Raw genomic sequence first — 12,554 nt, 5'->3', positions numbered from 1 at the left:
GGGAGTTGCTTTCTCTTTCGTAGCCTGATGGTTTTGGGGGCGGGCTTGCGGGGTGGCATCTGTATTTTTCTTGAAAAAGAACTCGCTTTGCTCAGACATCTTTTTCTGGCGAAAAATCCAGATACCACCCCGCGCCGAGCTGACCACGGAGTGTTCGCGAAGAGAGACAAAGCGACTGGAAAGGTCCTGGATATTCCTGAGCTGCACGTCGATAGGGGGGTGGGGGTATTTTTTCTTCTGGAAAAAGATGTCTGAGCGAAGCGAGTTCTTTTTCCAGAAGAAAAAATACCCCCACCCCCCGTATCCGCCCGCAAAACCTCAGGCTACAAAAGAATGTGAGTAAGCCCCCCACAGTCAACCATCGGATCATCGCAGTTCACGATGATATCCGCCCGGTTAAGAACGTAGCTCTTGCCGGTGATGGTATTCTCGACCACCTGGTGCTTCCCTTCCTGGCGCACGCCTGTGAACTCACCGATAAACCCGGTTTCACGCAGGGAGACGGTTTCCAGGCGGTCGCCCGGGCTGATTTTGCCCTCGTAGTTCATTAACGCAAGCCGTGCTGAAGTACCCGTGCCGGTGGTGCTGCGGCAGATGACGCCAGGGTGCACATAAGTGGCCGAACGGGAGCGATACGAATGATCCGACAATTGTTCAACCGGCCCCATGAAATGGAGGAAGGGCAAGGGTCCGACATCACCCAGCGTGTAGTGGGAGAAGCCGCGTTCTGCCTGGATGGCCTCTACGATCTGATAGGCGCATTCGCTGAGTTTGCGTTCTTCATCCAGGGTCAGGGAAAACCCAAGGCTCGTCGCGTCCACCAGGGCGTAGAAACCACCACTGTAGGCCACGCTGTAGGATACGTCACCGATCGAGGGCACGTGGATGCTGGCCTGGTAGGTGTCGATGTAACTGGGCAGCCCGCCGCAGGTAATGGCTTCTACAACACCGTCCCGAACAAGGGCGTCAATGTGGACCAGGCCCGCTGGAGCTTCCAGAGCGAAACTCTGCCACCCTTCCCGCTTGGCGACAATGCCACTCTCCAGAACGGCCGTGGCGGTACAGATGGTGTTGGAACCGGAGTAAATCGGATATCCCATCACTTCCATGATGATATAACCGGCGACTGCCTCGGGGTCTGTGGGCGGCACCAGCAGGTCCACGGACATTTCCGGGATGCCGTAGGGCTCTTCCAGTAGTAGAGTGCGAAGGCCATCTGCCTTGTCCCGCAGGTATTCCATCTGGGCGCGCACGGTGTCCCCCGGAAGCGGGCAGATCCCGCCAGTTACTATCCGGCTCACATCCCCGCCGGCGTGGGTGTCCATCAGTTGCAGTTTGAGTTCGGGACGCATTAGGACTTCTCCAGGGCAAACGGGGCGCCATGCTCGGCCCATTGGGCATCCGGGACGATTACGATTTTGCCCAGGTAGTTGCTGTTGCGGTTGACGAAGTAGCGTTCGGCTTCGTGCAACTCTGACAGTCTGAAAGCGGCGTGCAGCACCGGCTTCAGTTGGCCGCTGCGAATCCAGGCCACCAGTTGTTCGGCTTCCTCCCGGGTGCCGTGTGACACGCCGAACACCTGCACCTGATACAGGTAAATCCGTGTCCACATGATTTCACTGACGTTTCCGGCGCTGGCGCCAGCGATGCTGAGCCTTGGGTAATCATCGCGGCTGTTCATGTCGAAGATCATGGTGTCGATAAACTGATCGGTCATCTCGCCACCGGCCAGGTCCATCACGGCATCAATCGGTCGCCCCCCAGTGACGGACCGCACCTGATCCGTGAAGTTGTCCATGTCGGAACGGTCCAGCACGGCTTCGGCGCCCAGCTTGAGCAGTGGGTCGGCCTTGTCACGCTGGCTCAGCGCATAGGGAATCGCCCCCATGATGCGGCAAAGCTGGATAAGGGCCGTACCAACGCCACCACTGGCACCGGTCACAAGGATGTGCTCGCCCGCTTTTACCCGTGCTGATGTGAGCATGTGCAAGGCGGTCTGGTAGGAGCACATGCCCATGGCGGCAAGTTCGGCATCGGCCAGATCGGCATTCTCGACATGGTGAAACTGGTCGGAAGGCACAGCAATATATTCCGCGAACCCACCATCGGCGCCGTGGCCGTAGTAGTCCGGGGTCAGGTTGATATCCCGGCGGTCGTCGGCGTAGAGGTTGAAGTCCAGCAGGCCTCGTTGGCCGATCCGCGTATCCTCAACACCCTGCCCCACGGCGACGATACGCCCAACAACGTCCGCGCCTTGAACTCTTGGGAACGTCAGCGTGGCTGAGCCTCCCATCTGAAAGGAGGTTACGTCGCCTTTATCCTTGGTGGGGTATAGACCCTCCCGGGCTTTGCGGTCGGTGTTGTTCTTCGCGGTGGCGGTGACCTGGACGAGCACCTCTCCCGCACCAGGGGTGGGGATGGGCACATTTTCGGTGTATTCCAGTTTCTCGACGCCACCGTGGCCGGTGAGCAGCATGGCTTTCATGGTCTTCTGGATCATGGGCGTTCTGCTCCTGCTTTGCTGGATATCAGGTCAGGATAGGCCAGATTCATACCAGTGTCAGGGCCCCCTGGCAGCTTTTACCGCGCAATAACCTTGTAGATCGGCCGCAGTTTCGGGATCTGCTTGAGGACCACCTGGATGATGGTCATCAGAGGCACCGCCAGCAGCACGCCCACCGGCCCCCACAACCAGCCCCAGAAGAAGATGGATACGAAGATGACCACGGGATTGATGGCCATGCGAAAACCGTGGATCCAGGGTTCGATGAAAAAACCGACGGTGGAGGTAAGTGCCAGGTAGCCGAGCGGGGCAATGGCCATTATCCAGAGTGTGTCGAGGCTGGTGGCAGACACAACCGCAAGCAGGATGATGGTCAGGATAACGCCCAGATAAGGGATGAATCTGGCCAAGCCGGCAACGAGCCCCCAAACGGCTGGGTCCGGAAGCCCCACTGCCCAGCAGATGAGCCCGGTGGTGATGCCAACCAGCAGGTTGCTGAGGCTGAGTACCGCCAGATACTGGGCGATCTGCTGCTGGGAGTCGCGGGCAATCTGGAGCACATTGCGACGTTGTCGTCTCGGGAGTTGCCGCACAAAGTTGAGGATGATGCGGTCACCGCCCACCAACAGGAAATAGGTCAGGGCCAGCGCAAGTGCGAGGCCGGCCGCACCGTTACGGGCCTTGGTCAATAGCTGGTTGCGCCACGAGTCGGTTTTAAGCACGACAGTGTTGGTTGTGGTCTTCTCGTCCTTGGACAGTTCGTCCATGGACTCCTCCACTTTCTTTGCCGATTCGTTGACCTTGTCAATCTGGCTTTTAATGCCACTCTCCCCCATGAGCAGTCGTGAGATCCCCTGTGGCGCCTGCTGCGCCCACTCCAGGGCAGGCGTTGCGACGGCGGCCCCAACACCCGCCAGACCAGCGATCACCACGATGATCAACACCAATGAGCTGAGCACCCTTGGGATCCCGGCTTTGTCATAGGCTTTTTTGACAAGGGGAAACAACAGCAGGCTGGTCAGGACCGCCAGGACAATTGGCAGGACAATCTGGTGGGCGACGTAGAGGGTATAGAGTATCCCGAGCGCAAAGAGGCCATTCAGTGGTGTCGCGAGTTCAGAGCGTGCGGGTTGTTCGTTATCGTTGTTCATGCGAGTCCATGCACCTTGTCGGGCTGTATTGGGGGTATGATACCTGAGGCACCACGGTGCTCAGTGTACCTGTCGCTCGGCTGCCATTCAGCCCTTTTGGGCCAACGCCCGGTCATTGCCAGCACGTCACTTTTGTTGTAACACATAACCGGATACCCTGTTGGAAACTGTCTCTGAAGAGTTCATACATGGCGAACTACAAGATTGAAATTGACGAAACCTTTGATGTGCCGCGCAACCGTGTGTTTGCACTGTTTGCGGACCATGAGCGCTTCGGGAAGCTGTTGGGAGCGCCGGTGAAGCGCATTCGCGACAGCGACCAGGCCGACCCCAACGGCCTTGGGTCCATCCGCAAGATCGGCATAGGCCCCATCGGCCTTGAAGAGACCGTCATTACCTTCGAGCCAGGCACGCTCATTGAGTACACGATTTCCAGTATGAGCCCCATCCGCAACCATCTCGGCCGCATCCGCTTCGACGATGCCGCCAACGGCAGAACTCGCGTCCAGTACACCATTTCCTTTGACGACATCGTGCCGTTTACCGGCAAGCTGGTCAGCTCCGCTCTCGACCAAGGCATCCGCAAGGGCATCCGCCGGGTCCCCAAACTGGCCTGAAAACACTTCAAACAAGGCATTTCGTGATCATGCCGTTGTCATCGGCAGCCTCGACAAATAAGGCTGTCGCCAGCCTGTCTAGTCGAGTAAAATCCGCACTTTTGAAAACGACATTGAGGCAGCGTAATGGGCAGAGCCTATCAGAATCGCAAAGACTCCATGGCCAAAACGGCCGCCGCCAAAACCAAGGTCTACAGCAAGTACGGCCGTGAAATCTATGTATGCGCCAAGTCCGGCGGCCCGGACCCGGAGGCCAACCTCAGCCTGCGTGGCCTGATCGACCGTGCCAAGAAAGACCAGGTGCCCGCGCACGTCATTGAAAAGGCCATCGAGAAAGCCCGTGGCGGAGCCGGTGAGGACTTCTCCCCTGCCCGCTATGAAGGTTTCGGCCCGGGTAACTGCATGGCCATCGTGGATTGTCTGACCGACAATCCCAACCGCACCTTCGGTGACGTGCGCCTGGCGTTTACCAAGACCAAATGCAAGATCGGCACCCAGGGCAGCGTCAGCCATATGTTCGATCATTGCGCCATTCTCGGTTTCAAGGGCGACGACGAGGAAGCGGCCCTGGAAGCACTGATGATGGCGGATGTGGATGTCACTGACATTGAGCACGAAGAGGGTATGATTACTGTGTTCGCGCCCCACACCGAATACGCCAAGGCGCGACAGGCATTGCAGGAAGCGTTTGAAGGCCTGGAGTTTGAAGTGGATGAGATCCAGTTCCTGCCCCAGACCACCACTACAGTCGAAGGCGACGACATTGAGCTGTTCGAGAAGTTTATGGACATGCTGAACGACCTCGATGACGTCCAGAATGTTTACCACAACGCAGTCATCGCAGACTGACGGGAGCAACACCTTGGCCAGGGTCGTCATACTCAAAACAGGTAATACCTACCCGTCCCTTCTGGAGTCATTCGGGGATTTTGATAGCTGGTTTTTGGCCGGGCTGGCTCCGGAACTCGACCTTCATGTGGTGGATGTCACGGTTGACGATCTGCCGGGCAAACCTGGGGATTGGGACGGTATCGTGGTGACGGGATCACCGGCCATGGTCAGCGACCGGGCGCCCTGGAGTGAGCGCACTGCCGCGTGGCTGGCTGAGGCAGTGACGGAAGAGGTGCCGGTTCTGGGGGTCTGCTATGGCCATCAGCTGCTGGCCCACGCTCTGGGTGGTGAAGCGGGTTATCATCCACGTGGCCGGGAAACCGGCACCCATCAGGTAGAGTTGCTGGACGCAGCGATGGATGACCCTTTATTTAAGGGGTTGCCCCAAACATTCCCGGCGCAATTAACACATCGGCAGTCCGTTCTCCGGCTGCCGGAGAACGCCGTTCTTCTGGGCCGAAACGAGTTCGAACCGCATCAGGCCTTCCGTGTGGGCCGCTGCGCCTGGGGTATCCAGTTCCACCCGGAATTCTCAGCAGAGGTGATGCGGGCCTACCTCAAGGTGCAGGCACCCGATCTGGAAAAGGAAGGGCTCGATGCCAAGGCACTGATTGAGAACGTGATCGATGCGCCCAACGCCACCTCCCTGCTCGGCCGGTTCTCCAGACTGGTGCTCAACGGCCTGCCAACGGACCACTAATCCAGTATGTAGGCGGTTTTCTCCAGCGCATTTTCATCTTCGTCAATGAAGCGGAATTCGTTCCAGCCAATGCGAACCAGGTCGTTACTGTTCAGGCGCTGGCGTCGGTCAATCCGCAGTTCATTCACAAACGTTCCGTTGGTGCTGTTCTGGTCGGTGATGTAATAGTCCACCGTGCCTTCCAGATAGGCATTGGGCACCGCCTCGATCAACGCATGATGGCCGCTGACTGAAATCTCGTCGATGCGGATATCGTTATCGCCACGCCTGCCGACATGAATCTCCGGCTGATCCAGCTCAAAAGTGGTCACCACAACGTTGTCCACCAGTTGGGAAAGTGACGCCATACAGGCCTCCTCCATTAATTAAGAATCAACAGTACAACGGACACATTGTCGGCCGCCTCGTTATCCAGGCTCGCATCCACCAGCGCCCGGACTTTATCGTCGGGTGTTTCGCACACAGACATCAGCGACAGCCATTGGTCCTCTGGCAAGGCCCCCGTCAGGCCATCGGAACAGAGCAACAGGGAGTCTCCAGCTGCCATCCGCACGCGGCGGAAGCTGGCAATGGCCGCTGAGGCGCCAAGCGCCCGTGTCAGCACATTACGGAAAGGCACATGGGGCACGTCATCAGGGCGGATGCTGCCGTCATCCAGCATGTTCTGTACCACGGTGTCATCCCGGGTCTGGCATGCCAGTTCGCGCCCTTGAACGAGATAGCAGCGGGAATCCCCCAGGTGGGCAATGTGAGCCTCACCGTCAATCACCCAGGCCATGACCAGCGTGGTCCCCATTTTGGCCAGGTCCGCATCGGCAGCCCTTCGATCAGCAATTCGCTCACTGGCCAGGTTGATCGCAAACTGTATGGCATCGTCCGGCTCCTCCGGCACCCCCTCATCCGGCGACAACCAGGGCACCAGCACTTCCATCACCGTGTCTACGGCAATGCGGCTGGCCACTTCTCCGCCGTGGTAACCGCCCATGCCATCGGCAACCACCAGCAGCACCTGCCGGTTATCCTCGCTGACCCGCCAGTCAATAGCGTCCTGGTTGGCTGTACGCAACGCCCCTACATCCGTTATGCCAGCCACCTGGGGATTCATCACGATGCTTCCTCCCTTGCCTCACGGCTCGCCTGTCTTCGCAACGCTTCCGCCATGGTGGCGGCACTCAGGAAGCGCTTGTCAGGCTCCCGTTGTATGGCTTTATTAATCAGACGGACAACACCGTTGGGGAGTTCCGGGTTGAACTCGCGGACACTCCGTGGGCGCTTGTTCAGAATCTGGTAGGTCAGGTTGGCCAGCGTGTCACCCTGATAGGGTGTTTCCCCGCACACCAGTTTGTACAGCGTGATTCCCAGGCTGTAGGTATCGGTGGCGCCAGTCACTTTCTGGCCCTTGAGCTGCTCAGGGGACATATACAGTGGGCTGCCCATGACACTGCCGGTGCGAGTCCGGGAGTCGTCGGAGATCTTGGCTATGCCAAAATCGGTAATCTTGATCTCACCGTTGTCCGGGTTGAAGATGATGTTACCCGGTTTAATATCGCGATGGATGATCTTCTGACGATGCGCGTAATCGAGGGCATCCGCCACCCGGGCGACGATATCCAGCACCTTCGCCAACGGCAGTAACCGCCCCGGCTTGCCAAATTCACTAAGCGGCCTGCCCTTGGCATAATCCATGGCGATAAACGCAAGGTCGGCCTCTTCCCCGACATCATACACGGTGACAATTGCCGGATGGCTGAGGCGGCCCGCCGCCTCGGCTTCCCGAAAGAAGCGTGATTTCAGGTCCCGCAGTTCGTTGTCCTCAAACGCCTGGTAACTGAGCGTCTTGATCGCCACGGTACGGGCAATCTTGGGGTCCTTGCCGAGATAGACCACGCCCATGGCGCCCCGCCCTATCTCGCGCTCGATCTCGTAGCGGCCCAGGGTGGGCCGGCTGACACTTTGCTCAGGCATGACCAGGGTTCGGGTATTGTCAAAGCCACCGGGAGAAACAACGGTTGCCTCGGTGGTCAGGCTCCCGAGTGCCGCCAGGCGTTTTTCCACGTCGCGATACTTTCGCTTCTGCTGAAGAATCTGCTGGTAGGTGGCTGACGCGCGGTCATACTGCCGCTTGCGCTCCTGCTGAATGGCGATGTCGTATTGCAATGCCAAGGTATCTTCGGTGGGCGGGCATTCAGCCAGCACCTCCAGCGCCTCTTCGGGCTGTCCCTGTTGCAGCAGCAGACGACCAAGCCGCGTGCGGGCTACGCGGACATTCTCCGACAAGGCGACGATATCCCGCCTCGGTTGCAGCCAGAACAGCATGATGACATAGCCGACCATCAGCAGGGTCACCACTTCACCCAATGGCAGCCAGGCGCTCTGATAGAACATGAACGCTGCTTGCAGAACCACCAGTGCCCCGGCAATCAGTAACAGCACCGGCAGCGCGACCGCTCCACCCATTCTGGGAACTGCAAGTACCAGGATGAGTGTCGACACCATCAACCCGGCACGAATCGCCAGCGCCGACCACTCTGGCTCGACGAGCCCCCGGGCCTGCAGCGCTATTGCGAAGGCGTCCGGTGTCATATCCACAACCCGAACAGCATCCCCAATACCCTCAGGGTTGCCAAGAGCGCTGAACAGCACCCGATCCAACCAGCCCAGCAGTGGCAGCGCGTCACCCACAAACACACAAGCCAACGCCAGCACAACAATGAGCAGGCGCAGACTGAACAGACGGGAACCAATAAAAGCCAGTGAATTCACAGGAACCGTTATCGTAAATGATTGATCCAGCAAGTTTAGAAAGTGAACGCCGGCAGCGATAGTTCCAGAAGAACGTTTTTTGTAAGTGTTTGTTTACCTGGGACCACGATCACGTCGCGACCATTATTAACCCAGGATGACAAGGGTGTAAGGACGGCACAGGTTCCGGTGCAGTATAGTTTCGTCTTTGGACCTTTTCCGTCAGGAAGTACGACGATGACAGTGAAGTTACTGATCGGCCTGGTTATTCTGACCATCACAACAACCGGTTTTTACCACACATTGAAGCCCCTGCCACCGGGGATAGGTTACGAGGGCACAGTCCATCCTCTGACGAATGCCAGGCTTCTCACCGACAGGACCCTGCATTTCGGCAACGAGGAACCGCGGCTGGACCAGGAAATTTTCGACGAGGCCCTCAACATGATTTCGGCGGCTCGCCGTTTTGTTCTGGTGGATATGTTCCTCTTCAACGGCACCCGCGAGGAAGGCAGCCGTCAGCGGCCATTGGCAAGGGAGTTGACTGACGCCCTGCTCAAGCAACGCAAGGCGAATCCGGATGTGCGTATTGTCGTTATTTCCGATCCCATAAACACCGTATACGGTGGTACGGTCTCGCCCTACTTCCAGCAACTAAGGCAAGCAGGCATTCCGGTAATAGAAACCAGGTTGGAGCGCCTTCGTGACAGCAACCCCACCTGGTCCGGCCTGTGGCGCTTCTGTTGTCAGTGGATGGGCAACTCCGCGACCGGGGGCTGGCTACCAAACGCACTCGGTGAGCAGCCGGTCACCCTGCGCAGTTACCTGGCACTCCCCAACTTCAAGGCCAACCACCGCAAGGTTCTGATCACCGACAACGCAGAGGGCTTTAGCGCCCTGGTGACCTCCGCCAACCCCCACGATGGCAGTAGCCGGCACAGCAACATCGGCCTGCGATTCGGAGGGCCAGCCGTGGCCGATTTGCTGCTCAGTGAGCGTGCCGTTCTGGCGATGTCCGGTGCAGACACCGAGGTGGTGGACGAAATGATCAGCAGCCTGCCTCAAGCCGCAGCCGGCATCGCTTCGCTCGATACCATCCAGGTCGTCACAGAATCGGCCATAAGGACAACCGCGAGAGACATCATTGGCACCGCAAAGGCAGGCGACAGGCTGGATCTGGCCATGTTCTACCTGTCACACCGAACATTACTGGAAGAATTGAAAGAAGCCCACGAACGCGGTGTCGAAGTGCGGATACTGTTAGACGCCAACAACGATGCTTTTGGCATGGAAAAAAGCGGCATACCCAACCGGCAGTCGGCCATGGAGCTTAATGGCAGCGGCATTACCGTACGTTGGTGCAACACCGAAGGTGAGCAGTGCCACAGTAAATTACTGATCAGGCGCGACAGCCACGGCAACGCTCAACTGCTGCTCGGCTCGGCCAACTTCACCCGCCGCAACCTTGACGACCTGAACCTTGAAACCAGCGTACTCGTGCGCTCCAACGTGCACTCAGAGATCGTGCGCAAAGCGGCCGGCTTCTTCGATGAGCAATGGAACCACGGCCCGGGCGAAACACCGGTAATGAGCCTGCCTTACAATGCCTGGGCCGATGAATCCCGGATACGGTATTGGCAATACAGGCTGATGGAGGCAACGGGACTGTCCACATTTTAAGTTTCCGTCACCATTAGGAACCTGGGACGCCGAAAACGCGTGCTACTATTAGGTCAGCTTGAATGTCGGATGTAGCCGTCGGCTACATCGCAGGCAGCAACCGGAAAGACCGCTTCTTGAACGAAAATAACAGGAGAGTGTAATGCAAACCCTGAGAAACCATCTGCGGTACGTATCGTTTGTCATGGCCATCATGATGGCTTTCGGCTCCGTTTGGGCATCGTCCGCCTCGGCGGGCATGGTTGGAACCGGTGAACTGCTGACCGAGCAACGCACGGATCTGGACCGCCAGTCACTGCTCAACATGCTTGAGCGGGATGAGGTTAAAGAGAAACTGGCGGAAATGGGCGTTAGTCAGGAGCAGGTTGAACAGCGCATCCAGAACCTGACGCCGGAGGAGTTGTCGTCGTTTGAGCAACAGTTGGCGGAGGCTCCCGTTGGCGAGGGCGTTGTCGGGATCATCGTTCTGTTCCTGCTGGTGTTCATCATCACCGACATGCTGTGCGCCACCAATATCTTCCCGTTCATCAACTGCATCCGGTAGCGCAATAGCTCCGTGATCCGTCCTACCCAGTTGCACCTGCTGCGAGTCGTTGTCAGTCTCTTACTGGCAACGATTCTGGCGGGCTGCGCCAGCCGCCCCCAATGGCCCGATACCCCTGCCCTGAACACGGCCGGTGTTGACCAGCGGAAAGTGCTGGACCATGTTCCCTTCCACGCTCAGGAACTGTACCAGTGCGGCCCGGCGTCCCTGGCCATGATGCTCAACAGCCAGGGCCTGAACACCAACCCCGCCGTACTGAAGGAGTTGGTGTACCTGCCTGCCCGCCAGGGCAGCCTGAAAGTTGAAATGGTGTCCGCCGCCCGATCCCATGGCTTACTGGTCTACCCGCTGGACGGTTCGCTCAAGAGCCTGTTGGAGGAGATAGCCTCTGGCCACCCGGTGCTGGTGATGCAGAATCTGCGATTCGATTGGTGGCCACAATGGCATTTTGCCGTGGCGATTGGTTACGACGCCAGCGACCGCTCCATCATCCTTCACACCGGCACCCAGGAGCGGCACGAGCAGGCACTGGAAGTGTTCATGGCCACATGGGACCGCGCAGACAACTGGGCCACGGTCATCCTGCCGCCCGACCGACTACCTGCAACGGCGCAGCCCCTGCGTTATCTGACATCCGCCAACGACCTGGAAACCACTGGCAGGACCATCGCTGCCACTGAGGCCTATCGAACAGCCGAGCAGGCCTGGCCAGACCAACCGGCTGCCATCATGGGGCAGGGAAACATTGCCTGGCAACAGGGCCAGGTGGACCTGGCCGCGCAACATTTCCTGAGACTGACCGCCAAATTCCCGAACCTGGCCGCAGGCTGGAACAACCTGGCCCACGCACTGGCCACCCAAGGCTGTGCCACGGCATCAAGAACCGCAGCGAGCTGTGCCAGCGCCATCGATCCAGAGCGTTTCGACGGCAATGTCCAGAACGACAGCGACAGACCCCGTCCCGTCGAGTGCCCTGCACTGGACTGCCCTACCCCGATTCACTGAATCTTCTGGAACAGCGCGACGTCCTTGGCCGGAACCTCCAGGCGCCACCCATACCTCCGGGCCAACCAGGCCATGGTGAACTCCCGATAAAACACAACGTGGGTTGGGTCCCGCCGGTAATGCCAGTTGGCAAATAGCTGGTCGTCTGTCTGGAAGCAGGTCATCACACCCAACCAGCCACCCGGTTTCAGCAGCCTGTCCAGCCGACGGAACGTATCCGCCGGGCGATGAAGGTGTTCCACCACCTCCGTGCAGGATACGAAATCATACTGGCGGTCCAGAACAGACGTTTCCGGATGAAAGACGGGATCATAGAGCGACATGTCCATGCCCGCTTCCCGCAGTATCCCGGCCAGCGCCGGGCCGGGGCCACAGCCAAAGTCCAGGCCGCGTGCACCCGCTTCCAGCCTTTCGAGTAACGGCCTGGTCATCTTCGAAAGAAAGCGGCGATAGCCCTCATCTTCCGGATGATTGTCGTGAAGGTTGTAGATATCCCTTTCCCGGCGCTCGTCCAGCCAGCAAGACGAGTCCATGACTGTGGCCTCACAGGTTTCACAACGATAATACGGTATGCCTTTGATGGTCTGGAACGGCACCAGTGAGCGTGTTTCACACACCGGACAGGGCACTTTCAATGGGAGATCTCCTGCAAAATCTAACGAATGTTTCATTGTCATTTCCGGCCATCACACCAGAACCGTGACCGGTGAGCAAAATCGAC

13 protein-coding genes are annotated in these 12,554 nt (G+C 58.4%); 6 read left to right on the top strand and 7 right to left on the bottom strand.

The window, feature by feature from the left end:
- Window positions 1–323: 323 nt before the first annotated feature.
- From AXW11_RS01140 to AXW11_RS01130, 3 genes are all read right to left on the bottom strand, one after another.
- Complete coding sequence (locus AXW11_RS01140; RefSeq protein ID WP_075195855.1) at window positions 324–1,352, bottom strand: proline racemase family protein; 1,029 nt, start codon at window positions 1,350–1,352, stop codon at window positions 324–326.
- A complete protein-coding gene (locus AXW11_RS01135) occupies window positions 1,352–2,500 on the bottom strand; it encodes a zinc-binding dehydrogenase (protein ID WP_091641652.1) in 1,149 nt (382 codons plus the stop codon). The genes AXW11_RS01140 and AXW11_RS01135 overlap by 1 nt, the downstream gene beginning before the upstream one ends.
- Before the next feature lie 80 nt (window positions 2,501–2,580).
- Window positions 2,581–3,654, bottom strand: coding sequence for an AI-2E family transporter (locus AXW11_RS01130; RefSeq protein WP_091641654.1), 1,074 nt, complete (start codon window positions 3,652–3,654; stop codon window positions 2,581–2,583).
- Window positions 3,655–3,842: 188 nt separating this feature from the next.
- Between AXW11_RS01130 and AXW11_RS01125 the strand changes: the two genes are divergently transcribed.
- The 3 genes from AXW11_RS01125 (at window position 3,843) to AXW11_RS01115 (ending at window position 5,862) form a co-directional block, all read left to right on the top strand.
- Complete coding sequence (locus tag AXW11_RS01125; protein ID WP_041335876.1) at window positions 3,843–4,271, top strand: SRPBCC family protein; 429 nt, start codon at window positions 3,843–3,845, stop codon at window positions 4,269–4,271.
- A 126-nt stretch (window positions 4,272–4,397) separates the two neighbouring features.
- A complete protein-coding gene (locus tag AXW11_RS01120; RefSeq protein ID WP_091641657.1) occupies window positions 4,398–5,120 on the top strand; it encodes a YebC/PmpR family DNA-binding transcriptional regulator in 723 nt (240 codons plus the stop codon).
- A 13-nt stretch (window positions 5,121–5,133) separates the two neighbouring features.
- Entirely contained in the window at window positions 5,134–5,862 is a 729-nt protein-coding gene (locus tag AXW11_RS01115) for a glutamine amidotransferase (RefSeq protein ID WP_041335871.1), read from the top strand.
- Here AXW11_RS01115 and AXW11_RS01110 read toward each other — a convergent pair.
- Genes AXW11_RS01110 through AXW11_RS01100 form a run of 3 tightly spaced genes read right to left on the bottom strand, consistent with a single transcriptional unit; the run spans window position 5,859 to window position 8,625 of the window.
- The gene (locus AXW11_RS01110; RefSeq protein ID WP_091641659.1) at window positions 5,859–6,209 is read right to left on the bottom strand and encodes an FHA domain-containing protein; all 351 of its coding nucleotides are present in this window, start codon (window positions 6,207–6,209) and stop codon (window positions 5,859–5,861) included. The two genes, AXW11_RS01115 and AXW11_RS01110, sit on opposite strands and share 4 nt — an antisense overlap.
- A gap of 14 nt (window positions 6,210–6,223) precedes the next feature.
- A complete protein-coding gene (locus AXW11_RS01105) occupies window positions 6,224–6,967 on the bottom strand; it encodes a PP2C family protein-serine/threonine phosphatase (protein ID WP_036204502.1) in 744 nt (247 codons plus the stop codon).
- Window positions 6,967–8,625, bottom strand: a complete 1,659-nt coding sequence (locus AXW11_RS01100; protein WP_091641896.1) for a serine/threonine-protein kinase — start codon at window positions 8,623–8,625, stop codon at window positions 6,967–6,969. Before AXW11_RS01100 ends, AXW11_RS01105 begins: the two co-directional genes overlap by 1 nt.
- 216 nt (window positions 8,626–8,841) lie before the next feature.
- Here AXW11_RS01100 and AXW11_RS01095 point away from each other — a divergent pair, with 216 nt between their 5' ends.
- The 3 genes from AXW11_RS01095 to AXW11_RS01085 all read left to right on the top strand — a co-directional run bounded on the left by AXW11_RS01095 (window position 8,842) and on the right by AXW11_RS01085 (window position 11,833).
- Window positions 8,842–10,284, top strand: a complete 1,443-nt coding sequence (locus AXW11_RS01095; protein WP_091641662.1) for a phospholipase D-like domain-containing protein — start codon at window positions 8,842–8,844, stop codon at window positions 10,282–10,284.
- Window positions 10,285–10,426: 142 nt separating this feature from the next.
- Window positions 10,427–10,828, top strand: a complete 402-nt coding sequence (locus tag AXW11_RS01090) for a PA2779 family protein (RefSeq protein WP_075195863.1) — start codon at window positions 10,427–10,429, stop codon at window positions 10,826–10,828.
- A 12-nt stretch (window positions 10,829–10,840) separates the two neighbouring features.
- Window positions 10,841–11,833 carry a PA2778 family cysteine peptidase gene (locus AXW11_RS01085; RefSeq protein WP_051946624.1) on the top strand — a complete coding sequence of 331 codons (993 nt, stop codon included), beginning with the start codon at window positions 10,841–10,843 and terminating at the stop codon, window positions 11,831–11,833.
- On the opposite strand, the gene AXW11_RS01080 is transcribed toward AXW11_RS01085, so the two are convergent.
- Window positions 11,827–12,504: a class I SAM-dependent methyltransferase gene (locus AXW11_RS01080; RefSeq protein ID WP_091641665.1), complete on the bottom strand. Its 678-nt coding sequence runs from the start codon at window positions 12,502–12,504 to the stop codon at window positions 11,827–11,829. The genes AXW11_RS01085 and AXW11_RS01080 overlap by 7 nt on opposite strands.
- Between the last annotated feature and the right edge of the window lie 50 nt (window positions 12,505–12,554).

Origin of the sequence: Marinobacter sp. Hex_13 (assembly GCF_001566815.1) — a bacterium.
Classification (GTDB): Bacteria; Pseudomonadota; Gammaproteobacteria; order Pseudomonadales; family Oleiphilaceae; genus Marinobacter; species Marinobacter salarius.
This window is presented reverse-complemented; position numbering and strand designations above follow the sequence as displayed.